This window comes from Nonomuraea africana (genome assembly GCF_014873535.1).
In the GTDB taxonomy this organism is placed as follows: Bacteria; Actinomycetota; Actinomycetes; order Streptosporangiales; family Streptosporangiaceae; genus Nonomuraea; species Nonomuraea africana.
Window position 1 is genome coordinate 1,735,051 of the sequence record NZ_JADBEF010000001.1, and the last position, 22,070, is coordinate 1,757,120.

24 protein-coding genes and 2 pseudogenes are annotated in these 22,070 nt (G+C 66.4%); 18 read left to right on the forward strand and 8 right to left on the reverse strand.

Annotation, left to right across the window (positions count from 1 at the left end; translation table 11 throughout):
* Nucleotides 1-131 precede the first annotated feature (131 nt).
* Entirely contained in the window at nucleotides 132-926 is a 795-nt protein-coding gene (locus tag H4W81_RS07970) for a YwqG family protein (RefSeq protein WP_192774195.1), read from the reverse strand.
* A gap of 331 nt (nucleotides 927-1,257) precedes the next feature.
* Here H4W81_RS07970 and H4W81_RS49935 point away from each other — a divergent pair, with 331 nt between their 5' ends.
* The 3 genes from H4W81_RS49935 (at nucleotide 1,258) to H4W81_RS07985 (ending at nucleotide 4,407) form a co-directional block, all read left to right on the forward strand.
* Complete coding sequence (locus H4W81_RS49935; protein ID WP_420538747.1) at nucleotides 1,258-1,446, forward strand: transposase family protein; 189 nt, start codon at nucleotides 1,258-1,260, stop codon at nucleotides 1,444-1,446.
* A gap of 86 nt (nucleotides 1,447-1,532) precedes the next feature.
* On the forward strand, nucleotides 1,533-1,805 hold the full coding sequence (locus tag H4W81_RS07980; RefSeq protein WP_192774197.1) for a transposase: 273 nt from the start codon (nucleotides 1,533-1,535) through the stop codon (nucleotides 1,803-1,805).
* An 862-nt stretch (nucleotides 1,806-2,667) separates the two neighbouring features.
* Nucleotides 2,668-4,407 (forward strand): LamG domain-containing protein, encoded by a 1,740-nt coding sequence (locus H4W81_RS07985; RefSeq protein ID WP_192774198.1) that lies wholly within the window; start codon nucleotides 2,668-2,670, stop codon nucleotides 4,405-4,407.
* On the opposite strand, the gene H4W81_RS07990 is transcribed toward H4W81_RS07985, so the two are convergent.
* Entirely contained in the window at nucleotides 4,383-5,573 is a 1,191-nt protein-coding gene (locus H4W81_RS07990) for an ISAs1 family transposase (RefSeq protein WP_192774199.1), read from the reverse strand. The two genes, H4W81_RS07985 and H4W81_RS07990, sit on opposite strands and share 25 nt — an antisense overlap.
* Nucleotides 5,574-5,592: 19 nt before the next feature.
* On the opposite strand from H4W81_RS07990, the gene H4W81_RS07995 reads away from it, so the two are divergent.
* From H4W81_RS07995 to H4W81_RS08030, 8 genes are all read left to right on the forward strand, one after another.
* Nucleotides 5,593-6,006, forward strand: coding sequence for a hypothetical protein (locus H4W81_RS07995; protein WP_192774200.1), 414 nt, complete (start codon nucleotides 5,593-5,595; stop codon nucleotides 6,004-6,006).
* A gap of 576 nt (nucleotides 6,007-6,582) precedes the next feature.
* The gene (locus tag H4W81_RS46820; RefSeq protein ID WP_420538748.1) at nucleotides 6,583-7,038 is read left to right on the forward strand and encodes a DUF6461 domain-containing protein; all 456 of its coding nucleotides are present in this window, start codon (nucleotides 6,583-6,585) and stop codon (nucleotides 7,036-7,038) included.
* Nucleotides 7,039-7,295: 257 nt separating this feature from the next.
* Entirely contained in the window at nucleotides 7,296-7,616 is a 321-nt protein-coding gene (locus H4W81_RS08005; RefSeq protein WP_192781461.1) for an imine reductase family protein, read from the forward strand.
* Nucleotides 7,603-8,289, forward strand: coding sequence for an outer membrane protein assembly factor BamB family protein (locus tag H4W81_RS08010; RefSeq protein WP_192774202.1), 687 nt, complete (start codon nucleotides 7,603-7,605; stop codon nucleotides 8,287-8,289). The genes H4W81_RS08005 and H4W81_RS08010 overlap by 14 nt, the downstream gene beginning before the upstream one ends.
* A gap of 406 nt (nucleotides 8,290-8,695) precedes the next feature.
* Nucleotides 8,696-9,580 carry a DUF2268 domain-containing putative Zn-dependent protease gene (locus H4W81_RS08015; protein ID WP_192774203.1) on the forward strand — a complete coding sequence of 295 codons (885 nt, stop codon included), beginning with the start codon at nucleotides 8,696-8,698 and terminating at the stop codon, nucleotides 9,578-9,580.
* Nucleotides 9,581-9,590: 10 nt separating this feature from the next.
* Nucleotides 9,591-10,349 carry a MerR family transcriptional regulator gene (locus H4W81_RS08020; protein WP_192774204.1) on the forward strand — a complete coding sequence of 253 codons (759 nt, stop codon included), beginning with the start codon at nucleotides 9,591-9,593 and terminating at the stop codon, nucleotides 10,347-10,349.
* 309 nt (nucleotides 10,350-10,658) lie between these two features.
* Nucleotides 10,659-11,399, forward strand: coding sequence for a VOC family protein (locus H4W81_RS08025; RefSeq protein ID WP_192774205.1), 741 nt, complete (start codon nucleotides 10,659-10,661; stop codon nucleotides 11,397-11,399).
* Between the two features lie 311 nt (nucleotides 11,400-11,710).
* The gene (locus H4W81_RS08030) at nucleotides 11,711-12,220 is read left to right on the forward strand and encodes an STM3941 family protein (RefSeq protein WP_192774206.1); all 510 of its coding nucleotides are present in this window, start codon (nucleotides 11,711-11,713) and stop codon (nucleotides 12,218-12,220) included.
* 121 nt (nucleotides 12,221-12,341) lie between these two features.
* Here H4W81_RS08030 and H4W81_RS08035 read toward each other — a convergent pair whose 3' ends face one another.
* Nucleotides 12,342-12,719 (reverse strand): winged helix-turn-helix transcriptional regulator, encoded by a 378-nt coding sequence (locus H4W81_RS08035; protein WP_192774207.1) that lies wholly within the window; start codon nucleotides 12,717-12,719, stop codon nucleotides 12,342-12,344.
* Between the two features lie 119 nt (nucleotides 12,720-12,838).
* Here H4W81_RS08035 and H4W81_RS08040 point away from each other — a divergent pair, with 119 nt between their 5' ends.
* The 3 genes from H4W81_RS08040 to H4W81_RS08050 all read left to right on the forward strand — a co-directional run bounded on the left by H4W81_RS08040 (nucleotide 12,839) and on the right by H4W81_RS08050 (nucleotide 15,728).
* On the forward strand, nucleotides 12,839-13,714 hold the full coding sequence (locus H4W81_RS08040) for an NAD(P)-dependent oxidoreductase (RefSeq protein WP_192774208.1): 876 nt from the start codon (nucleotides 12,839-12,841) through the stop codon (nucleotides 13,712-13,714).
* A gap of 572 nt (nucleotides 13,715-14,286) precedes the next feature.
* Complete coding sequence (locus H4W81_RS49940) at nucleotides 14,287-15,168, forward strand: hypothetical protein (RefSeq protein WP_358530429.1); 882 nt, start codon at nucleotides 14,287-14,289, stop codon at nucleotides 15,166-15,168.
* Nucleotides 15,165-15,728: a hypothetical protein gene (locus H4W81_RS08050; protein ID WP_192774209.1), complete on the forward strand. Its 564-nt coding sequence runs from the start codon at nucleotides 15,165-15,167 to the stop codon at nucleotides 15,726-15,728. Before H4W81_RS49940 ends, H4W81_RS08050 begins: the two co-directional genes overlap by 4 nt.
* 268 nt (nucleotides 15,729-15,996) lie before the next feature.
* Here H4W81_RS08050 and H4W81_RS08055 read toward each other — a convergent pair whose 3' ends face one another.
* A complete protein-coding gene (locus H4W81_RS08055; RefSeq protein ID WP_264083138.1) occupies nucleotides 15,997-16,347 on the reverse strand; it encodes a single-stranded DNA-binding protein in 351 nt (116 codons plus the stop codon).
* 68 nt (nucleotides 16,348-16,415) lie between these two features.
* Nucleotides 16,416-16,490 (reverse strand): annotated as a pseudogene (locus tag H4W81_RS49945) (single-stranded DNA-binding protein); the annotation flags it as partial.
* On the opposite strand from H4W81_RS49945, the gene H4W81_RS49950 reads away from it, so the two are divergent.
* The 4 genes and pseudogenes from H4W81_RS49950 (at nucleotide 16,483) to H4W81_RS08070 (ending at nucleotide 18,187) form a co-directional block, all read left to right on the forward strand.
* A complete protein-coding gene (locus H4W81_RS49950) occupies nucleotides 16,483-16,644 on the forward strand; it encodes a hypothetical protein (protein WP_358530426.1) in 162 nt (53 codons plus the stop codon). The pseudogene H4W81_RS49945 and the gene H4W81_RS49950 sit on opposite strands and share 8 nt — an antisense overlap.
* A gap of 121 nt (nucleotides 16,645-16,765) precedes the next feature.
* A pseudogene (locus H4W81_RS46830) lies at nucleotides 16,766-16,903 on the forward strand (IS5/IS1182 family transposase); the annotation flags it as partial.
* A 259-nt stretch (nucleotides 16,904-17,162) separates the two neighbouring features.
* Nucleotides 17,163-17,729 carry a hypothetical protein gene (locus H4W81_RS08065; RefSeq protein ID WP_192774210.1) on the forward strand — a complete coding sequence of 189 codons (567 nt, stop codon included), beginning with the start codon at nucleotides 17,163-17,165 and terminating at the stop codon, nucleotides 17,727-17,729.
* 53 nt (nucleotides 17,730-17,782) lie between these two features.
* The gene (locus H4W81_RS08070; protein WP_192774211.1) at nucleotides 17,783-18,187 is read left to right on the forward strand and encodes a hypothetical protein; all 405 of its coding nucleotides are present in this window, start codon (nucleotides 17,783-17,785) and stop codon (nucleotides 18,185-18,187) included.
* 293 nt (nucleotides 18,188-18,480) lie between these two features.
* Here the strand turns inward: H4W81_RS08070 and H4W81_RS08075 are convergent, their stop codons facing one another.
* From H4W81_RS08075 to H4W81_RS08090, 3 genes are all read right to left on the reverse strand, one after another.
* Entirely contained in the window at nucleotides 18,481-20,031 is a 1,551-nt protein-coding gene (locus H4W81_RS08075; protein WP_192774212.1) for an alpha/beta fold hydrolase, read from the reverse strand.
* Nucleotides 20,032-20,458: 427 nt separating this feature from the next.
* Nucleotides 20,459-20,782, reverse strand: coding sequence for a hypothetical protein (locus H4W81_RS08085; RefSeq protein WP_192774213.1), 324 nt, complete (start codon nucleotides 20,780-20,782; stop codon nucleotides 20,459-20,461).
* 586 nt (nucleotides 20,783-21,368) lie between these two features.
* Nucleotides 21,369-21,821 carry a hypothetical protein gene (locus tag H4W81_RS08090; RefSeq protein ID WP_192774214.1) on the reverse strand — a complete coding sequence of 151 codons (453 nt, stop codon included), beginning with the start codon at nucleotides 21,819-21,821 and terminating at the stop codon, nucleotides 21,369-21,371.
* Nucleotides 21,822-22,070 lie beyond the last annotated feature (249 nt).

Below are 22,070 nucleotides of genomic sequence, written 5' to 3' on the forward strand. Positions count from 1 at the left end.
CGGAGGGCGGTCGGTTGGGCGCGGGGGATGCCGAGGACTGAGATTAAGTCCGCGCCTCCACTGACATCTTCGGGCTCTGGCTCACTCTCGATGATCGGTTACTTAGGGTGATGCTGAGCGTGGGCGGGATGTCAGTGGCCTTGGACGTCGAAGACGGTCCTGGAGAAGTCGCGGGCGGCGAGGTGGTCGCGGCGTATTCCCCAGGTGATGTGCGCCCCGTCGCCCCAGATCATGTGCGGCGTCTCGTCCAGCTGAAGGAGCAGCACCCACTGGCGGGCTTCGGCATAGAACGATTCCTCGTCGTACCAGCCCGCGCCTTGACGTTCGGCGGCTACGGCCTCGAACGGTGACTGCAGGACCATGGCGTGGCCGCCGACCTGGTGCCGTGAGCCGTGGTGGCGGTGCCCATACTCGCCGACCACTTCCATGAACTCGCGTCCGGCTGCCACATGGTGCCACACCGCCGGAATCACCGCCGAGCCGCCGCCGAAGGCTTGGGCGAGCTCCGGCTGGACGTTGTCCGGCCAGGTGAGCACGGTCTGCGCGGTAAGCAGTTCTTCCGGGTGGACCCAGCCTTCGGACTGTCGAAGCGTGGGCGTCCCGGCAGGCACGTAGATCACGGCATCGCCGTCCCCGCCGAACGCGACGAAGAACAGCAATGTGCCATCCTCAGGCAGCTCGATGTCGACCTCATAGGCGGCCAGCTGTGCACAGTCGAGAGTGGCGACCAGCGACAGCGGACGCGAGTCCGGACCGACCGGCCAGGACAAGCCGTCCGGCAGGTCCGCGGCTCCGCCCAGCCGCCCGACCACCGGCTGGGCATCCTGAGCAATCGATAGCTGGATTGTCGGGCGCAGCAGCGCGAGCAGCCGGTCGGCGGTGTCAGCGGGGAGATGGGCTCGGGCAAGATCGGCGAAGTTCGTCATGCTCGGGGAGCATGCCATCGCGCACCGACATTCAGACCGCGTGAGGATCTTCCGTCCGCCCCTACATCAGGGTGAGGCCAGTGAGGGACTCTAGCGCGCTTCCCTGTTGGGTCGCGATCTTGTTACGAGGGCCACACGGAGGCAGCCGCTCGTCAACGATCTGGCTTGTCGAGAACCCGATCATCAACGAGCGGCCGTGAGGTTCATTGTGCTGCATGCGCCGGCGGGTGAGGATGCCTGCTGACTTCGTTTGTTCTGCCCTGCTCTCAGGGAGGCGGATGTCCTGGAGGTTGAGGACGTCGGTGACACCGTGCTGATCGCGGCGCGCACCGTGGCCGCCAAGGCCTCGTGCCCGGAGTGTGGTCTGCCCTCGGCCCGGGTGCACAGCCGGTATCGCCGGACCGTGTGGGATCTGGCGACGTGCGGGCGGCCGGTCAAGGTCGAGTTGGAGGTGCGCCGCTTCTCTGCGGCGAGCCCTCCTGTGATCGGGAGATCTTCGCCGAGCAGGTCGATGGGCTGACCCAGCGGCATGCCCGTCGCAGCAACGCGTTACGCGCTCTTCTTACCTCGATCGCGATAGCGCTGGCCGGGCGAGCTGGTGCCCGTATGGCCGGCCTGGTCGGCGCGCCGGTCAGCCGATCCACGCTGCTACGGATACTGCGGGCGTTGCCCGATCCTGAGATAGGGCAGGTCACGGTGTTGGATGTCGACGACTTCGCGAAGAAGCGCGGGAACTCCTACGGCACCGTGCTGGTGGACATGGACACCCACCGTCCTATCGATCTGCTGTACGGCCGGACCGCTGATGACTTGGCCACGTGGCTGAAGAACCACGTGGCTGAAGAACCATCCCGGAGTGCAGGTGATCTGCCGAGATAGGGCTGGCTCCTACGCCGACGGCGCCCCGCGCTGGCGCCCTCGAGGCCACGCAAGTCGCCGATCCCTTCCATTTGTGGCAAAACCTCGCTACGGCACTGGAGAAGACGATCCGCGCGCACCGATCCTGCCTGCAGGAAGTCCCCGATCAAGACGCCACGATCAAGGACGACATCGGCAGCGAGACCGAACCCGTCCAGCGGCCCAAGACCCTGGATTCCTACGGCAACGAACGACCGATGATGGCGCGGACGCACGAACGCTATGCCCAGGTCCAGGCGCTGAGGGCCAAGGGCCTGTCGCTGAACGCCATCAGCCGCGAACTCGGCTTGGCCTTTCGCACCGTCCGCAAGTACACCAACCCACCAGCGTGGACGAACTCCTGGCTCCGACTCTCGAGCGCTCCAGCAAGCTTGATGAGTTCAAGCCCTACCTCACCCGCCGATGGAACGAAGGCTGCAGCAACGCCGTCCAGCTCCATGCCGAGATCAAGGCCCAAGGATTCACCGGCAGCCGCCGCGCCGTCCAGGGCTGGCTCCAACCACTACGCGGGCACCAGGAAGTACGGCAGGAGCCATGTCCACCACCCAAACCCCCGCCGCGTCACCGGCTGGCTCATGACTCATCCCGACCGTCTGGGCACCGAGGAGGAAGCTGGACTGGAGCAGATCCCTGCCCGCTGCCCCGAGCTCGTCGACGCCGCCGGGCTGGTCCGCAGCTTCGCCACGATGATGACCAACCGCGACGGCCATCTCCTCGACGACTGGATCGCCGCCGCTGAAGCCGGAGCCTCGCCCTGCCTGGCCACCTTTGCCACCGGACTCCGACGCGACCACGCCGCAGTGCAAGCCGGGCTGACCCGCCGGTGCGGGCGGAGTTCGAGGTCGAGCATGACCCGGCCGCGACCGGTCAGGGCACCGGCCAGCACAAGCTGGCCGACGGGTGGAGGGTGCGCTGGCGAGCTCGCGCGGTCTCATCCACCGCCAGCTCCGCTTGGTCGGACTGGCAGTCCTTCACTGTCAGGCTGCCCAAGCCCACTGCCACTGGCCTGACCATCGCCCCGTCGAAGGTGGTGGACGGCGTGACAGTGACCGACACACTTACGCCCACGCTGCAGGCCACCCTCACCCACCCGACCGGCCAGATCCTGCGCGCCGAGGCCGAGATCGAGCACGACCCGGCCGCGACCGGGCAGGGCAGCGGCCAGATCTGGACCGGCGCCGCAGACAACGTCGCCTCCGGCACCCAGGCGAGCATCGCCGTCCCGGCGAACACACTCACTGACGGGTGGAAGGTGCGCTGGCGTCTGCGCGCGGTCGCCGGCGACACCTCCTCGGCCTGGTCAGACTGGCAGCAGACAACCGTCGACGTCATCCAGCCGGGAGAGGAGCCCCTGGCCCAGACCACCGGACCGGTGATCCGCACCGACCGAAGCTTCACCGCCGCCGCCTGGCTGCGCTGGAGCAACAAGGACGGCGACTACATCGCCGCCGAGCAGAGAGGAACCCACCAGGCGCCCTTCAGACTCGGCAATACCGCAGACCACGGTCTGATCTTCACCATGACCAGCGCCGACACCGCCGATGCGACGACGCAAGGCGTTCTATCCGGGGTCGAGCCGCCGGTCGGCGAATGGTTCCACCTCGCCGGTGTATACGACGCGACGGCCAGGACTGTGACCCTCTACCTCAACGGCACGCCGCTGAAGGCGGAGACCATCAGCTTCGCAGCCTGGAACGCCGACCGGCCCATGTGGCTCGGTAGCGCAATGCAGGGCGCGATTGATGACGTCCGCGTCTATCAGCACCCATTGACCGCCGCTGAGATCACCGCACTCTCGGGAGGGTCGACGGTTCCCGCTGCGGAAAGCGCGAAGGATGCGGACGGCACCCCCTCGGCGTCCCCTACGTTGACGGAGAAGTCGCCTGACGTTCAACCGCGGTCGGGGGCGAATGCAGACCCATTCGATGTCGATTACGAGCACTTCACCCTCGACACCTGCCGGGCGAAGGGGCCGAAGAGGTTCAAGTTCGGAGCATGGACCTCCGCACAGGTGTACAGCGGCTGCTCGGTCCGCTGGCACGCCATAGCCGTGTTCGTGTACAACCCCAACATCGGCACTTGGAAGCGGCAAGAGAAACCCGACGGTGGCACAGTCCTTGAGCTGTCATGGCGATCGACGTTCGTCATCAACACGTATCTCGGTACCCGTGACGGCCACAGCGTGCGCAACCCTGGTGACGACGGGGTGACCGGTCACAAGCCGCAGGACATCTCAATGTGGGTCGCCTTCGATCAGATTCGGTGGGACGACTCCCATCCGACCGCATGGCACACACCGCTCAAACTGCACGTGACAGCGCGAGGAGATGGCGCGACCTGCCGTAAGAAGGTCAACGGCGACCTCGAAGCCCCAGCGCACCAGTGGCGCGGCAGAATCCAGTACTACCGCTTCACATCCGACGTCGGCCCGCGTCAACTCACTAGGTGCAGCATCTTCCCATGGGCGCAATTCCTAGACTCTGACCAAAACTATGGCGACCAACATGTTCCCCTCTGGGACCCAGGGCTGAAGCGTTCTCATGTGGCGAGACCGAGTAGCTGAAGCCCGTCGCCTGGGTGGCTGCGGTAGTGGTCAGTGGCGGCGCTGATGTTGGTCCAGCCGATCAGGCGGGCCAGGCCGATGGCCAGGTTGCGCAGGCTCGCCAGGATGCGTGGAGCGGCGCCTTTCCGCACTCTGCAGGCGTCTTCGTGGTAGGTGACGTCGCGGATGTGGTGCAGGGCCTCGATGCTCCAGTGGCCGCGGATGAGGGTGGCGAGGTGGGCGTGGATGACCCGGCCCGGCGGGAGACTGGTGACGGCGTAGATCGTGACGATGGTGGTCTTGCCGCTCTTGTGGTCGGTGCGGCGGCGCTTGACCTGGATGGCCTGCAGGGCGTGCGGGAAGGGCAGGCCCGGGCGGGCGGTGCAGATCTTCATGCGGCGGATCTCGCGGCGGCCATGCCCGGTCTCGTCGGTGCGGTCATTGAGGATGGCCTCGCGCCAGGGCAGGGCCTTGAGTCGGCGGTGCAGGGTGGGCTGGTTGCCCTTGACGACGAGCAGGTAGTGGCCGCCGGCGGCGACGATCTGGCGGGCATGTTCGTGCTGGGTGTGCAGGGCGTCGGCGGTGATCACCACGCCGGACAGATTCAGGTCGGCCAGCAGCGGCGTGAACGCGGGGATCTCGTTGCTCTTGGCCTGGATCTGGGCTTGGGCCACGACGGTCTGGGTGTCGTGGCGGACGGCGGCCAGCAGGTGGGTTACGCCGTCACCGGTGCGGCTGCCGCGCAGCGTCTTGCCGTCCACGGCCAGGCCGAGTAGCGGTTGTCGGGTGCTGGGGGTGGGCGGTGCGGCGCAGGCGGCCAGCTTGGTCAGATAGGCGCAGGTCGCGGTGTCGAAGGCGTCGCCGTCCAGGCGGGCCAGCAGCCGTCCCAGGGTGCTGGCGGCCAGCCGCGTCGCGGCGGGCAGGCCGAGCTGGACGCGTAGTTCAGGGTCGCATCCGGTGATGAATCTGGTGATCTTCGCCAGGGAGGTGGCGCCGCCGAGTACGGCGAGCAAGGCTAAGGCCAGCAGCGGTCCGAGTTGGTAGCGGCGCCCGCGACGGTTACGTGGGTCGGGTACGGCATCCAGGACATCGGCCAACGCGGGCAGGTCGGTCAGGTCCGTCATCGGGTCGGTGGTGGTGACGTGCTCCAGGTGGCGGGAGAGCACGTCGATCGGGGAAGATGGCACGCGAACGCGGCCCCTGTTCTTGATCGACTGGCTAGACACCGACGATCATCAGGGGTCGCGTTTGTCATCTCCGCACCGGGGCGCCCTCAACCACCTGCCCGTCTACAGGGCTACGACCGTCTCACCAGCCGAGAACGCTTCAGCCCTGCTCTGGGACCGGCCGGAGGAGGACGTGAACGGCAATTGGTTGCCGCCGACGGTTCGCTGTGACAACGAACCCATGGGCCCGGGAAGCCTCCCCTCGTTCCCCGAGCACATGCGTGTCAGGTATCACGGAGCGTGTATCTTCCCGGATGTCAGCCGCATCTACCAGACTGACGTGAACCACGTAAAGCGCGGGCCTGTTGCCGCGCACATCTGGAAAGCATTCAACAAACCGGACGAGACCATTCCCCTGAAGCCGCCAGGAACGAAGATCATTCCCGGCAACTAGGAAGGAAAGACCAAGGAGACCCGGGCACCGTTGACCCGAATCGAGCCTAGCGATCGTTTTCCTTTGGATCCTTTGGGTCGGACGTGGGAAGGTGTCCACAGGGCTTCCATATCGGCCGCCTGCGTCGGCCAGGTCGGCGACTGCGACGAGTATCCGTTCAATTCGGTGGGGAAGGCCCGGGCTGGAAAGACAACAACTTCTCCGTCCAAGGCATCCCGGAAGCCAACAACAGCAGTGACGGCTGGTACCTGACCGTCTTCTACGCTCGATACCGCGTCCACAAGCCCAGTGGATCGACACGTCCGATCGGCGACCGGTTCTGGGTTCAGGTGCTGGGAACACCATCGTCATAGCAAACACGAACATGTAACTGGCCGCCCAGTCTTGCTGGGCGGCCAGTCTTACCTTGCGAAGGGGATCACAGTGAGGGAATCTGAGCGGCTTTATCATCTACTCCGGTCATACGACGACAGTGATCAGTCCTTGTCCGAATTCAACGCCGTCTGGTGCGAAGGGCTCAGCACCACCGAAGTGGCTCGCCGGCTCCATGCCGACGTGGCTACCGCAAGGCCTGCGATGTTCCGGAACTGGGGTCCGGGTTCAGATGGGAGCGGAGAGTGGGACAGTGGAATACTAGTTGGGTCAAGCGGGACCTGGATCGTCGTCTTCGGCGACCATCGATGCGTGAGCGATACGGCGCTGACTGCCTTGTCGCGAGGCGGCGGACGCGCCGTAGCCATCCGCTGGAATGGCGCTGAGCTTCTCAAGTACGCCGTCGACGGCGAGATGAAGGTAACCATCAACATCGTCGCAACCCAATACCGCACCGGCAGTGACCCCACGCTTCTCGACCGTCACATGGGCGGTCTCCGATTTGATATCGGCGGTCCTGACAATGCCGATCCGGTAGATCCTCGGGAGAGCTTCACCTCCGCTCTTGTCGTGATCGGACGAATCACTGGCCAAGAGATCAACAAAGAATGGTTGGATGAACCGCATGTCGGCTACATCGTTCCCGCAGACCCTCGATGATCGGGCGAACACTGAACCAGCCCTCCGCGCGGTGCGCCAGCCAGATCCCGGCCGCGGCCGCAGAAGCCGTAAGGAGCAATAGCACGGTTACGTGGCGCAACGTCTAACGGGAGGAGACCTGATTGTCCCTCAGCTTGTTCTTTATCCTTTGAATTGTGGTGCTGAGCGGAGGTTTGATCGTTTCGTGGACAGCGAGACGGCCTTGAAGTGATCATGTGCGGTGCTGAGTCGCTGCTGATCACTACAAGGCCGTGAGGGTGAGTGTTCTGAACGATGCCGCCTGTGTCGAGTCCTCGAGGGTGTTGTCCCGGTTCCGGAACGATGTCTACGCCTGTCTCAAGGCGCGTGCCGATGCGTTGTTCGAGCTGACCGACGCGCTGTTGTGCGACGCCACCGTTGCCGTCCACATGGGCGGGATGGAGCACCTCGTTCAGGAGTCCGAGACGCTCGGCGTCAACACCGAGCTGCCAAGCCTCTTCCTGGAACTCGCCAAACGTGCCGCAGCCGACGGCCACACCGACGACAGTTACGCAGCGATGATCAAACAGTTCCGCAAGCCTACTGATGATCGTGCATGACGGTCGCGTCGACGTGCTGGACATCCGCACCGGCGCCGCCCGCTGTACGTTCCTGTTCGCCACATGCTCCACCGTCGGCGGACTCGGGAGGCTGAGCGTTCGCGGAATCCAGGACATGGGCGAGGTTGTTCTGATCGACCACGGTCGCGAGGGAGACGCGATCAAGGGCGTCGCGCTGGACGCCGAGGACGGCACGCAACGGTGGACGTACGCCGGCGGGTTGACGTACAACACCCGTGACCTCGGCCAGGGCCGAATGGTGACCATAGATCACGCAGGAGGAGAGCTCATCGTCCGCAAAGCGGCCGATGGGAAGATCCTCTGGCGCGCTGAACTCAAAGGGCTGGACACCAACGACCCGACCATTCTGGGCGTTTCGGACGACCTGCTGACGGTGGACACCCCGGCAGAAGTCATCGCCTACCGCATCGCCGACGGCGGCGTCGCCTGGCGCACATCGTTCGAAGGAGCGCCCAGACGGCCCGGCAGTGTACTGACGAACGGCCAGGTCACCTACGTCCGGGGAGACGAGCGGACGCTCATCAAGCTTGACGCCCGCACCGGCGACGTGCTCGACCGGCGCCGCTTCACCGAAAAGATCGAACTGGAGGTCATGCGCGACGACCTGGCCAAGGTCTCCGTGGGACTCAAGCACCATCTCGTGATCGCCTGATTGCGGCGCCCGCGGCTATGACCGCGATGGTGCGCGCAGTGCTGCCGTGAGTCGCTTGACCTGGTGTTTCATAGGCGATCGCCTGTGAAACAGCCGCCGACGCCCAGCCCGTGCGGCTTCCTCTGCTTCATAGGTCGATACAAACGGCTGGATGGGTGAAAACGCACCCATGAAACGATCTCGAAGTGAGCGACGAGGACTTCGCGCGCGTGGAGGCCCACGCTTGCCCCATGTCCACGGCCCCCCACTCGGGTCGGCGTCACCACGGGCAAGGTAGCTCCGTGTGACGGGTGCAGCGGCGAACCGCCGGTCATGACGGGACTGGGTGACGGCATGCCGGCCGTATCCCGGTGAAGAGCGGCGCTGGTTTGACCTTGACGCTGCGTCAACTTCTAGCATCGGGGCCATGTCCATCACCGTTCTTGACACCTACTCCGCCATGAGGCGGATCCTGCTGGCCCCGGTCGCGGACCGCGTTGACCTGCTGCGTTCGATGCTGGAGGCCAACAGGGGCATGTACCGCTACAACCCCGGCGAGGTCGACCTGGTGGCCGTGCACCTCGAAACGTCCGGGTTCCCCATCGACCGCGACGAGGAGCGTTGCCTCGACGCGCTCGAAGCCCTGGCGGCGGCCGGGGCCTGGGAGCGGATGCAACGCGCGCTCGACGACGCTCTCGCCGTACTGCTGGAGGCGACGCCGGGGCTGGAGGCCCCGGACATCACCGTGCTGTTCGTCCTCGGCGATCCGGGTGACGAACACTTCATGGGTCCCTGCAAAGGATTGACCGGGTTCGGCGGCATCTCGGGCCACATCGCCATCACGTTCTGGCCCTTTCCCGAGAACGTGGAGCGGCTGGAGGCCACCGCCGTGCACGAACTGCACCACAACCTGCGGTGGGGCCCGGGCGGGGTTGTGTGGAACCCGATGACCGTCACGGTCGGCGAGCACATCGTCGGCGAGGGCCTGGCCGACGCCTTCGCCCGCCAGCTCTACGGCGACGAGCTCGGCCCCGCCCGCATCGGCGTGCCGCACCTGCACGACGACGAGGTCTTCGCCAAGGTGCTCACCGGGCTCGACGTGACAGGCATGCAGAACTTCACTGCCTGGGTGCACGGCGACCCCAGCGCCGAGCGCTTCGGCCTCACCCCGGTGGGACTGCCGATGGGCGCCGGGTACGCCGCGGGCAACCGGCTGGTCGACACCTACCTGGCGGCGACCGGGCAGACGGCGGCGCAGGCCCTGCACGCCGACAGCTCGGAGATCATCGCCGCCACGCTCCGCCGCGGGTAACACTGGAACGATGGAGTGGACGATCCAGGAACTCGCGGCGAGGGCCGGCATCAGCAGTCGCACCCTGCGTCACTACGACCGCGTCGGGCTCTTGGCCCCGTCCCGGGTCGGCGCGAACGGGTACCGCTACTACGACCCGGGCGCGGTCGCCCGGCTCCAGCGGATCCTGCTCATGCGCCGGCTCGGCATGGGCTTGCCGGCCATCGCCGAGGTCCTGGCCGACGAGGTGGACACGTGCGACGGGCTGCGCGCCCACATCGCCGCACTGGAAGAGGAACGGGACCGCATCGAACGGCAGATCCGGTCTGTGCGTCACACGCTCGAGGCCCTGCAGGCGGGGGCGGAACCGCGGATGGACGTGATGTTGGCGGGGTTCAACGACCGCTACAAGGACGAGGTGATTTCACGCTGGGGCGAGCGCGCGTTCCAAGTGAGCAACGACTGGTGGCACGGCAAGACCCTTGACCAGCAGCTTGCCTGGAAGCAGGCCGTCGAGGACCTCGTCGCCGCATGGGTGGCCGCGGCGAAGGCCGGGGTTTGCCCGACATCGGAGCACGCTCAGTCACTGGCTGCCCGGCACGTCCAGTGGCTGAGCCAGATCCCGGGTACCCCCACGGCCGAGGGCGACCGGGAGTGCTCGATCGAGATGGTGAAAGGCCTGGGCGACATGTACGTCGACGACCCCCGCTTCGCCGGCATGTACGACGACGCCGCGGGGGCGACGTTCGTCCGCGACGCACTGCAAGCGTACGCGCGGACCCGGATGTAGCTCGTGTGATTCGCAGAAATGTCCAACTCTGCGAGACTGCCGAACGGCGGAGGGCGGCCGCGGGCCCCTGGTGACGCCGACCCGAGTGGAGGGCCTTCCGGCTCGTTGTGCCGACTCGTCACACTCGGCCACCTCGTCTGCGCCGACCAGTGTAGGGGCGTCTCTCGTTACGTGTTGATCACTTCGTGGCTGGCACCCGCCCAAAGCCTTCGGCCGCTCGGCGAAGTCCCCGACCCGCCCGTTACCGCCAGTTGAACCGAAGGTGCGTGGTTCATCCCGGTTCATCCGTTGGGCATAGGGTAAGGCGGCATGGCACTGCATCTTGTTCAGGTGAATTTCAAAGCTCGGGATGACTCGGCGCTCGGCCGGTTCTGGGCGGAGGCGCTCGGCTGGGGTGTTTCCAGCGAGGGACCCGGCGTGACCAACCTCGAGCCCGAGGGCTTCGTCTGGCCGGACCCCGCCGCCTTCTACATCGATGTCGTCACCGTCCCGGACCCCGAAACGGTGAAGTACCGCGTGCACCTCGAGCTCGCCACCACCTCTGCGGCCCATCAGGCCGAGTTGGTCGCGCGTCTGAAGGAGCTCGGTGCGACGCCCGCCGATGTGGGCCAGGGCGACGTTCCGTGGACGGTTCTGGCCGACCCGGAGGGCAACGTGTTCTGCGTGCTGGAGCCTCGGGAGATCTACCGGGATATCGGCCCGATCGCCGCGGTGGTGGTCGACTGCGCGGACCCGCGGGCCATGGCCCGGTTCTGGGGCGAGGCGGTGGACTGGACCCTGCATGAGGTGACCGACGATCATGCGATGCTGGGCTCCGCCAAGGGTGTCGGGCCGTATCTTGAGTTCCGCCGCACAACGCCCGGCGTGAAGACCGTGTGGAACCGCGTCCATCTCGACCTGCTGCCGTATCCCGTTGACGATCAAGCCGCGGAGGTGGCCCGGCTGCAGGCCCTCGGCGCGACGCTCGCCGACGTCGGCCAGGGCGACGTCCCGTGGATCGTCCTCGCCGACCCGGAGGGCAACGAGTTCTGCGTCCTCGGTCGGGCCTGACGCGGAGCCTCCCCCGCCCGACGCCGCCGCGACCGCCGCTGACCCGCCCCAACCCCAAGATCAATCTCAGCGCCGACGATTATCCGCAGGTTCCTCAACCCCGGTCACCGTGAAGGACTGCAGGACTGTGTGCTAGCTAGCGAGCGTCGCTGGTCCGCGCTGGCGGGGTGGCCATCCACTCGCTGTAGGCGTCCATAGCCCGTCTCGTCGCCTCGACCCGCTCCTCGGGCGTCTGGTCTCGGTCGGCGCCGAGCACGCGAGACAATCAGAAAAGAGGCATGGATGGTTGCACCTGCGGGGGGTGTGCAGCTATGGAATGGCGGCAGTCGGTGTCCAAGACCCTTCTGCTCGTACTGGGCAGCGTATGCATCGTGATAGTCGGGATTGCCATGGCGCTCGGCTGGCTGGAGGAATCCGGACATGGCCCGACCTGGTTTGCCGTGGCCAACGGATGTGCGGTGGTGGTGATCTTCTCGGTCGCCACGGTGGTATACACGCGCCGCCTGCTCCACGGTAAAGCCGTCGTCATCCGGATCGACGAGCACGGCATTCACGACCACCGCCTGTCGCGCGAGCCGATCCCCTGGAAGTGCATTCGCGGAGTGCGCGTCGTGCACGTGTCCGGCTGGCGCTACCTGAAGCTCCGCATGACGGACGCCGACCAGGAACGGTACCTGACAGAGCTGGCCCGGTGGAGCACCCTGCTGCCACCACACGGGATCACCATCAGGACGGTGGGGCTCAAGCCCTCGTTCGATGAACTCCTGGCCGCCGTGGAGCGCTCACGTCCCTCCCTCAAGAAGCGCAAGCACTCCTTCTAGTTTGCCGAACCACGCGGCGACCGCAGGGCCGCATAGTGGCCGGCGGCCTCATCACCGTCTGGCGCGCCTTCTCCGGCTGGTGCTGCCACAGCGCCCGATCTACGATCCGCCCCATTCGCTGCTATCGCCGAATCGTCGCGGCAACGTTAACGGAGACCTTTTCGGCCCCGATTCGCTGCATGCGTTCGGTGCCCCATCTTCCCAAGGGGGCCAGGGCAGCGTTGAGCGAGACGCCGTGCTCCGTCAGGGAGTACTCGACCTTCGGTGGCACCTCGCGGTACACCTCACGATGCACGAGCCCGTCTTCTTCCATCTCCCGCAGATGTTGAATCAGCATCTTCTCGCTGACGCCCGGCAGACCGCGTCGGAGCTCGGCGAACCGACGGGTCCCGTAGTTGTGCAGCTCCCAGAGAATCAGCGACTTCCACTTGCCGGCGACTACGTCCATCGCCGCGTCGATGCCGCAGAAGTAGGGACCTCGTCGTGCTGATGTCGCCATCCGCCCCTCCAAGACGCACTTACCCATGAGTGAGTACCTGACTAAATAGTCCGTACTGGTCAACTCTACCGGCTGCGGAAAGGATTGGCCGAACGATGAATTCGAGGGGGAGCCCAAAAATGACAAACAACAACAGCGTCCAGGTGAGCCTTCTCGGGCTGGGGGCGATGGGTAGCGCTCTGGCAGACGCCCTGGTGAAGGCCGGATACGCGACAACAGTCTGGAACCGCTCACTAGGCAAGGCGGACGACCTCGTTGCGCAGGGCGCGCAGGCCGCTGCCACGGCCGGTGACGCGGTCCGGGCCAGCCGACTGGTGATCGCATGCCTGCTGGACCACGCATCGGTCCATGAGGTGCTTGATCCGCTCTCCAATGAGCTGGCTGGCCGAACCTTGATCAACCTAACCACGACGACGCCGGCTCAGTCACGGGAGTTGGCCGCCTGGGCTGCCCATGCTGGGGTTACGTATCTGGACGGCGGCATCATGGCCGTACCGCAGATGATCGGCCAGCCTGGGGCATCGATCCTCTACAGCGGATCGGCCGATGTCTTCAACGAGTGCAAGCCGCTGCTCGACCTGTGGGCAACCAGTACCTACTTCGGTGAGGATGCCGGGCTGGCGTCCCTGTACGACCTCGCCCTACTCGCGGGCATGTACGTCATGTTCGCCGGATTCATGCACGGCGCGGCCATGGTTGCGCCGGCCGGTGTGACGGCGGGCCAGTTCGCTGCCATGGCCACACCTTGGCTGACCGCCATGACCGGTGCCTTCCAAGGGTTCGCCGCAGTCATCGACGGCGGGGACTACACCGTCGAAGGGCAGCAGAGCCTTGAGTTCTCCAACCTCAGTGACCTCTTGGCTTCCAGTTCCGACCAGGGCATCAGCACCGAGGTAGTCGCCATGGTCCAGGGGCTCATCCAACGCCAGATTGATGCAGGCCACGGAGAGGAAGGCTTCGCCCGAATCATCGAGAGCATCAAGCAGCCGGGCTAAAGCTCGCGCGACGGGCGTGGGGTCATGTTCGCCTGGTTCACCGGGGCTACCTTCTCAGGCGACGCCCGGTTCAACTATGCGACGTTCTCGCGCGACGCCCATTTCGTCCCGCAGAGGCGCTGGCCAGCGCATGGTTGGATGAGATGCGTGTGGAGTCTCGGCCTCTGGGTGTGGAGCGGTGGTGGCCACCAGGCTGGCGGCTGATAGAGAGCGAGGACGGGTGGGGGTGCTACGGCGCGAGGAGTCTGCAGCCGCGCCGGAAGGCATGGACATGGAGACCAAGGGCGAGGCCGAGGACGGCGCGACATGAAGGTACGGATCTGCCGCCTTCCGGCTGTGTCTCATGGGGCGTCGACGATGAAAGCCTCCAGCCCCTCGAACTCTTCCCGCGTCTGCGCCGTCAGCAAGTACTGATCCCACGACGGGCGCCGTGTCCTCTCCTTATCTTCCGCGCGCCGGCCGCGCCGGGCGCATCCTAGACGTGCAGGCAGCCGGGCGGCCTGACCGACGAGCACGGCCGGGCCATCAAGGTCACCGCCCACCAGTTCCGGCACACTCTTGGGACGCGGCTGATCAACGCCAACGTCCCCCGGCACATCGTCCAGCAGCTCCTCGATCGCATGTCGCCCCAGATGACCGCGGTCTATGCCCGGCTGCACAACACCACGCTCCGGCGGCACTGGGAGAACGCCGTCAAGATCAACGCGGAAGCGGAGCCGGTCGTGCTGCCCAACGGGCACCACCTGGCCGACGCCGAGTGGATGAAGATCAGCATGGTGCGGGCCAAGGTGACCCTGCCCAACGGCTACTGCGGAGCCCCGATCCAGACCGACAGCGAGTTCGCCAACCCCTGCTTGGACTGCCACTTCTTCCTGACCATCCGCGACTTCCTCGACCAGCACCGGCGCCAGCGCGACGAGACGCACCGCCTCATCGGCGACGCCGAGCATCAAGGGCTGACGCGGCTGGTGGAGCGAAACACCCCGCACGCTGGGCAAGCTCGACCGCATCATCGAGGCCCTGGAGCAGACCGGGCCCGAGCAAGCCGTCGCCGGCGAAAAGGTGGTCGACCTCGATGCCACCGGCTGACAACACCCGCTTCCTCGTCGCGGCCTCCAAGCAGCGCAGCCACGACGCTCGCGCTCGCGCAGGCCCTGGTCGATGCCGAGCGCTCCGGCAAACGCCCGACCGTTGTCGGCATCGCCGCGGCCGCAGGAGTCTCCCGCTCATGGCTCAACGCATTGTTTGCCTGCCCGAGGAGGGCTGCCGAACAATCTTGCCGCCACGATCCTGGTGGCGCAGGGCCTCGGCGGGCACGCGGTCACGGGGACCGCTTCCTGCTCGGAACCCCTGAGAGCCGGGCACACGGGCGCGGAATCTGTCCCGCCCTGCTTGCAGGCCAGGCTCAGCGCGATCAGTCATTTCATCCCCTGCAGAAATCGGAGGACAGATGAACGACAGAGCAACGGCCATGCCACCCGTGGCCGTCCCGACTCATCGCGAAAGGCAGGTACCCCTGCATCTCGCAAGCATCTCCCTCACCCTCGCCCTCGCCACCACAGCCTCCGGTTTGGCCCTGGCGACGGCCGCACCGGCCGTCGCGGCCCCGGTCGCGCAGACCACCGCGGCCCCCGCCCAACCGGCACCGGCCGCGCACAGCGAGGTCTCGACCCACGCGAGCGCAGCGGCAAGGGCCAAGTGGTACACCCAACGGCACGAGGCTTTGGGCCCACGCAAGGGGTACTTCACGACCTCGGACTGGAAGCGGCTCTCGGGTGTCCGCGTGATGCAGGTCAAGGCCCGCTGCTGGGGCAACGACTCGCAGATAGTGGTCAGACTCCATTACGTGCGCCGCTACGGCGCCGGCGAGAAGGTCGCCAAGTCCGGCAAGTGGGCCTGCAACGGCAGGTACGGCATCGTCCGCATCCACAACGCCGGGCACGGGAAGTACTATGCGTCCTTCAGCCTCGACAAGAAGCACACCGTCGAGTACTGGGTGCAGTACTACAAGTAACCCGCTACAAGCAGGCTCGCGAGGAGTAGCTTGCTGTGCCGGGACTTGGCCATAGGCATCAACTGGCTCGTCCCGGCCTCGCCCAGGCGCCGGGGTGGACGGACACAGCTGGCCGGCATGCCGCCATCCCTTGACGGATGCCATCGGTCGGCTCGCCCCGGGCGTCTCAGCCCGGGGCTCCCACAGAACCGTGCTTTCAGATCAAGGACCCGAGGAGCATCGTTGACCCGGAGGTCTGGGCCCGCGAGGCGGGCCCAGACCTAGCCGGTCAGAACGGGGCCTCCTGCCCACCGAAACCGGCACCGGCCATTGCGAGCTCGTGCTCCTGGCCCTCGCCGCCCCACGGGTTGGACGTGTTCTCCCAGGACTCGGCCGGGTGCGGGACCTTCTCCCGCGAGACCTTGTTGACCTTGGCGGTCGCGAACCTCAAAGAGACACCGGCGTCCTCGATGATGACCTCGATGACCCACCGCTTGATGTCCTGCTTGTCCTCATAGCTGCGCTGCTGAAGTCGACCCGTGACCACCACGCGGGTCCCCCTGGAGGCCGACTCGGCGATGTGCTCCGCCAGCTCGCGGAAGGCCGAGCACCGCATGAACACGGAGACCCCGTCGACCATCTTGCCAGCGGCGCCTTGTCGAACACCCGGCGGGTGGACGCCACGGTGAAGGCCGCGATCGCGACGCCGGTCTCGGTGAACTTGAGCTCGGGGTCGTCGGTGAGGTTGCCGACGATGGTGATGGTGGTGTCGCCGATGGACATGCTGAAGCTCCTTCGTGAGCTGAAGATGGATGGAAATCGAAAGATCGGGAAACCGGAGAAAGAGGGAACGGGCAGAAAGACCCTGGCGGAAGGAAGCTGCGCCCACCCGCGTCGAAGACATGTCCGCGACGCATCGCCGCAGGACAGTGCATGATCAGTTCAGAGAACTCCGCATAAGCAGGCGGTCTGGACGCCCTGACCCGCCACCCAGGCCATGACCTCGCTGTGCGGGATCTCGCGCAGCCGCGCGGCGAACTCGGAGGTGCGCAGGTGAGCACGTACGCGTGCCGTACAAGGGCAAGAAACCGCCGGCCTCACAGAAGAGCACCAACTCCGCCCACGCCAAGCTCCGCGGTCCCGGCGAGCGCGCCGAACTCAGCTGCTGCCCCCTTCGCGCAGGCCAACTCGTCAGGCGATCCTCGTCTCCGACTCCGCGGGGCCCGCTGAAATGGGCTACAGGCTGGCGCCGATTTCGCGCCCCATCCAGCACCGCCACCCATTGTTGCCCTGACGGAATGCTGTCAGAGCCACTCGTCGGAAGGCATGTGCCGTTCTACGATCCTTTCGGATTCGGCGCTTGAGGGGCTCAGCCCACTCAGAGGTGTGAATAGGGAGCTGAGTCTGGAACACGCGCATGTCACGCCGTAGGTTCCGCGGAAGAGGTGTTCGCACATGGCCACCCAGCCAGCCTGGACGCACCACGACGCCGTTCAACCATCGCAGCTCAACGGTCGATATCACAGGACCGCCCTCGGCTTCTTTCTGGTCATCGTAGTGGCCCACTGGGCCGAGCACCTGGCCCAGGCGGTCCAGATCTATGTCCTTGACTGGCCGATCCCGGAAGCCCGCGGCGTACTCGGCGTGCCGTTCCCGTGGCTGGTCAAGTCGGAGTGGATGCACTACGGCTACGCGCTGGTGATGCTCGCCGGCTTTCTCCTGCTGCGCCAGGGCTTCACCGGGCGCGCGCGCACCTGGTGGAACATCGCGATGGGTATCCAGATCTGGCACCACCTGGAGCACTTCCTTCTGCTCATGCAGGCGCTGACCGGCAACAACCTGCTGGGCAAGCCGGTGCCCACCAGCATCATCCAGATTGTGGTCCCCCGGGTGGAGCTGCACCTCTTCTACAACGCTGTCGTCTTCGCGCCCATGGTGGTGGCGATGATCCTGCACCGGCGCCCCCGCGAGTCCGAGCGTACCGGGATGAACTGTAGCTGCGCGCTCGCCTACGGGCGATGACGATGACGGGCGGACGGTCCGCAAGCAAACGGTCTCCGGCCTTCACCGTGGCGATGACCCTCGTCGCGGTCTTCCTGCTGTACCTCGCCACCCCGAACGTCGGTCTCGTCATACGGGCCGCCCGGGCTGACGGTTTTCCGGGCACGTTCACCGCGGAACGCCTCTACTGCGTCCAGCACCCCGGACACGAGAGCTGCAGCTGGATCGGGACATTCCGCTCCGACGACGGCACCGTGCGTCGGGCTGAGGTGGCCATGCACGACAGCGGCCGGGAATCATACCGTGCCGGTACGGAGACCAGGGCCATCGATGTCGGGCGGCCCAACCGAGTCTACGGACCGGAGGGCTCGCAGGAGTGGATGTTCACGGCGCTGCTGCTGCTGGGCGGCGTGGCGATCCTGGCATACCTATACGTTCCGCCGCTGATGCGGCTGGTCTCCCCGCACGCCGTCCGCTGATTCGAGCCCTCCACCGCGAAGCCCGGAAAGCCACCGCCCGACGCTGGGGCAACTACCTCGAAGAGGGCTTCGCGCGGCTGGTGCTCGCGGGGGTGGTGGAGTCGCGCGAGGAGCGCGCGGGCTACCTCGCCTGGCAGGCTGGCTCCCCGCGACCTGACTTGACCGGCCGGGGTTGCCACCGGACGCCGCCCCGGCCCTGAACCTGGCCGGGGCGGCGCCGTGCGGCAGAGGCCGCCGGTGTGGTCACGGCGGCCTCGGGCCCTGCCGGATTCCGACGGACCCCTCGGGGTGAATCAGAAGCGGACGCCCCAGTGGAGCGAGTCCGTCGGCCACAGCTCGGACTGCCGCTTGAGCATGGTCTTGGCTCCGCCACCCACGGGGCAGCGAGTGCCGGGTGCGGGCACGTCCAGCGAGATCAGGTACTTGTCGAAGGGCACGGTGGCGCACTCCTCCTTGCCGTAGATGCGGTGCCCCCAGCCCTCGTACGTGAGCAGCACCGCCTTGGGGCCGAGCTGGCGGGCCACGTTGGCAGACCAGCCGTACGGGGTGGAGGGGTCGTGCAACGAGCTCCCCAGCATGATCGGAGCGCTGCCCTTGTACCGCAGCCGGTGCTGCGGGTTGTTGGTGGTGTGGTTGAGGCAGACGGGCAGGTCCTCGATCGGCATCGGGTTGTAACGCATGTCGGGGGCGTGGCGGTTGGAGCTGCGCATGAGCGCGGCGTACTGCTTGTAGTTGCGCACCCGCAGGCTGTAGTCCTCACAGAGGACCACGGTCGGCAGGTGGGCGAGTTCGCCTTCCACCGGCTGACGGCCGGGCAGCGGCGGGACCCACGGCGGCAGCGGGCCGCCGCCGTCCAGGGCGCGGAGCATCTCGCTCAGCAGCTGCCAGGCGGGGCCTTCGGTGCCCAGCACGCCCTGCCACAGGACCTGCAGCTCGGTCATCGGGCGGTCGGGGACGCCGGGGTAGTACAGCTTTCCGCTGCGCGCCTTGGCGAGGAGCCTCTCCCACAGCGCCCGGACGTCCTGGCCGTGCAGGGCGCAGCTGGCGGTGTGCTCGCACCAGCCGACGAACTCGTCGAAGGCGTCCTCGACGGCGGCGGCCTCGGTGTCGAGGAACGCCTTGACGCCGAGGCTGTGGTCCATGTTGCTGTCGAGGGCCATGGCCCTGATCCGGTGGGGGAACAGCTCGGCGTACATCTGCCCGATGAGCGTGCCGTACGAGATGCCGTAGTAGGTGAGCTTCTCCTCGCCGAGGGCGGCGCGGAGGGCGTCCATGTCGCGCGCGACGTTGGCCGAGTCGACGTGGTCGTACAGGGGGCCGGTGCGGGCCCGGCAGTCCTGGTGCAGCCTCTTGGCGTAGGCGGTCCACTTGTCGAAGTCGGCCTGGCTGGTCATGACCGCGTGCGGCATCTGGTTGTACACCGCCGCCGAGCAGACCACCGGATGGCTGCGGCCCACACCTCGGGGGTCGAAGCCGACGATGTCGAACCGCCGCTGGAGCTCCTCGGTGAAGAAGCCGGGGGCGCCGTAGGCGGCCTCCACGCCCGAGCCGCCCGGGCCGCCCGGGTTGATCACCAGGGATCCGACGCGGGCCGCGGGGTCGGTGGCCTTGCGGCGGGCGATGGCCAGGTCGATGGTGGGCCCGTCCGGACGGGACCAGTCGATCGGGACGGCCAGCTTGCCGCACTCGGCGGCGGGCTCCTCCTCGCAGGGGACCCAGGCGATGCCGCCCTTCCCCGGGGGAGCGGGGCTTCCGTTTCCAGCGGCCGCCCCGGCCGTCGGAACGGGCAGCACCGCCGCCACCACGACGAAGGCGGCGGCGACTAGGGAGAATCTTCTTCGCACATTGCTCCAATCATCGGTCGGCCGGCCGAATCGCACGGCACTCGACCGGTCTAGATCATTCCTGGTCGGCGACGTGCACGGAGCAAAGATGAGAAATTTCGCAAAACGACCAACTGGGGCAACAGGCCGAGAGCCCCTCTCAGGGGGCGGACCACTCGTCGGCGAGGGCGGAGTGGACGATGGAGTCGCGCCAGCCCGACGGTGTGGGCACGTGGTGGCGGATGCGTCCGGCCATGGAGGTGTTTCACGACGGGGGATGCGGCGGTGCTCCCCCTTGCAGGCCATCGCTGTGCGCAAGGACTGTTGTCCGCTGGGTGGCTTTTCGCGCACACAGGAGGGCGGCCGACGCAGTTCGCGTCGGCCGCCCATTCCCCAGAACCACTAATCGCCTTTGATCGCCGGCTGCACGATCGAGCATGTGGTGACGTCAGTTGTTGCCGACGTTGATGTTGCCGCCGTTGTTGTTGCCGCCGTTGCCGCCGAAGCCGCCCGGGGCGCCGTTGGCGTTGCCGCCGTTGCCATTGCCGATGTTGCCGCCCCTGTTGTCAATGTTGATCTTCTTGACCTTCTTGATCTTCTTGATGACGCGGGGCTTGCAACCGCCGGTCAGGGTGGCCTGTGTGGAGGCGGACGTCTCGACCTGGGTCGCGCTGGTGGTCGCGGTCGTGGGCTGGGCCGACATCGTCACGGGGACGACGAGGGCGGAGGCGGCGATCGTGGCGGCGGCGAAGGTCTTCTTGAAGTCGAGCATGAGAGGTTCTCCTTAAGTAGGGGCTCCGGGGAGCTATATGGATATTTGTACCTAAGGCGACTTGCGTATCCCTTTCATGCCGATAGCAGATGATATGAGCGATATGCCGGAATGTCGTTTTCGCGGGGGAAGCATCGATCCGCTGCTCGTGGGCCACGCCCCGGGACAGGTCGGGGGGCTCTTCCATTGGTTCGTGTATCCAGCCTGAGAAGGGGCTGACGGGGGGTGATTCCCTCTCGACGGTGGGCGGCCGGCCGGTCGTATCGAGTGGCGATATCCGCACCGCGACCGACACGATCGTCGACCTCGTCGCACGAACCACGGATCGATCATCGAATGTGGCGATGGCGATTGATCGCACGCCGGCCGTGGCCGCGCAGCGGCCACCTCCGAGAGAATTCGCCGGCGGACGTCTGGTGAACGTCCATGTCATGGGCGACATCGGTTCTCGCGACGCTCGCCCTTGCCCGCTTGACACTTCCCGCGCACACAGGTGGGCGGCCGACGCTGATCGCGTCGGCCGCCCATGTTGGTGGCCGCTAATCGGTTTTGCTCACTGGCTGTGCGGCTGATCAACAAGGGAATGTCAGTCGTTGCCGATGTTGATGTCGCCCTTGTTGCCGCTACCACCGTCACCGCCGACGCCGCCGAAGCCGTTGGCGTTGCCGCCGTTGCCGTTGCCGATGGTGCCGCCCTCGTTGTCGACCTCGACCTCCTTGTCACCACCGCCGCCGCCGTTGCCGATGCCGATGTTGCCCTCGTTGTTGTCGCCGCCGAAGCCGCCGGCGCCGAAGTCGCCGTTGGCGTTGCCGCCGTTGCCGTTGCCGATGGTGCCGCCCTTGTTGTTGACCTTGACCCTCTTGCCCTTCTTCTTGTCGTCGTTGTGGTGCCCGGGCGTCATGGTTGTCTGTACGCCAGCGGTCGTTCCCACTTCGGTCACGGTGGCGGCGCTGGCGGGCTGGGCCGACAGGATCATGGGGGCCACCACGGCGGAGGCTGCGATCGTGGCGGCTGCGAGGGTCTTCTTGATGTCGAACATGTGGTTCTCCTTAGTGTGTGTAGATCTATGTGGTGGTACGAGCCCCGTTGGGCTATGTGGACATTTCTAGGCGAAGTGACTTGCATATCCCTTTCATGGCAATAGCGGAGGATTTGCGTGATATGTCGGAATAGCTTGCCTGTCGGGGATGACGTCGATCCGCTGTTCGTGCAGAAGTCCCCTTGGGGGCCGCTGGGCATACCCGTAGCGACTGGCCGTGGGCTGTTCGTACATGCCAAAAAGGCCGCG

Coding starts and splice junctions, on each gene's coding strand:
- H4W81_RS07970 (WP_192774195.1), bottom strand. CDS start 926: ATGACGAACTTCGCCGATCTTGCCCGAGCCCATCTCCCCGCTGACACC.
- H4W81_RS07980 (WP_192774197.1), top strand. CDS start 1,533: ATGGCCGGCCTGGTCGGCGCGCCGGTCAGCCGATCCACGCTGCTACGG.
- H4W81_RS46820 (WP_420538748.1), top strand. CDS start 6,583: ATGTTCCGGAACTGGGGTCCGGGTTCAGATGGGAGCGGAGAGTGGGAC.
- H4W81_RS08010 (WP_192774202.1), top strand. CDS start 7,603: ATGATCGTGCATGACGGTCGCGTCGACGTGCTGGACATCCGCACCGGC.
- H4W81_RS08015 (WP_192774203.1), top strand. CDS start 8,696: ATGTCCATCACCGTTCTTGACACCTACTCCGCCATGAGGCGGATCCTG.
- H4W81_RS08020 (WP_192774204.1), top strand. CDS start 9,591: ATGGAGTGGACGATCCAGGAACTCGCGGCGAGGGCCGGCATCAGCAGT.
- H4W81_RS08025 (WP_192774205.1), top strand. CDS start 10,659: ATGGCACTGCATCTTGTTCAGGTGAATTTCAAAGCTCGGGATGACTCG.
- H4W81_RS08030 (WP_192774206.1), top strand. CDS start 11,711: ATGGAATGGCGGCAGTCGGTGTCCAAGACCCTTCTGCTCGTACTGGGC.
- H4W81_RS08035 (WP_192774207.1), bottom strand. CDS start 12,719: ATGGCGACATCAGCACGACGAGGTCCCTACTTCTGCGGCATCGACGCG.
- H4W81_RS08040 (WP_192774208.1), top strand. CDS start 12,839: ATGACAAACAACAACAGCGTCCAGGTGAGCCTTCTCGGGCTGGGGGCG.
- H4W81_RS08050 (WP_192774209.1), top strand. CDS start 15,165: ATGAACGACAGAGCAACGGCCATGCCACCCGTGGCCGTCCCGACTCAT.
- H4W81_RS08055 (WP_264083138.1), bottom strand. CDS start 16,347: ATGGTCGACGGGGTCTCCGTGTTCATGCGGTGCTCGGCCTTCCGCGAG.
- H4W81_RS49950 (WP_358530426.1), top strand. CDS start 16,483: ATGGACATGCTGAAGCTCCTTCGTGAGCTGAAGATGGATGGAAATCGA.
- H4W81_RS08065 (WP_192774210.1), top strand. CDS start 17,163: ATGGCCACCCAGCCAGCCTGGACGCACCACGACGCCGTTCAACCATCG.
- H4W81_RS08070 (WP_192774211.1), top strand. CDS start 17,783: ATGACCCTCGTCGCGGTCTTCCTGCTGTACCTCGCCACCCCGAACGTC.
- H4W81_RS08085 (WP_192774213.1), bottom strand. CDS start 20,782: ATGCTCGACTTCAAGAAGACCTTCGCCGCCGCCACGATCGCCGCCTCC.
- H4W81_RS08090 (WP_192774214.1), bottom strand. CDS start 21,821: ATGTTCGACATCAAGAAGACCCTCGCAGCCGCCACGATCGCAGCCTCC.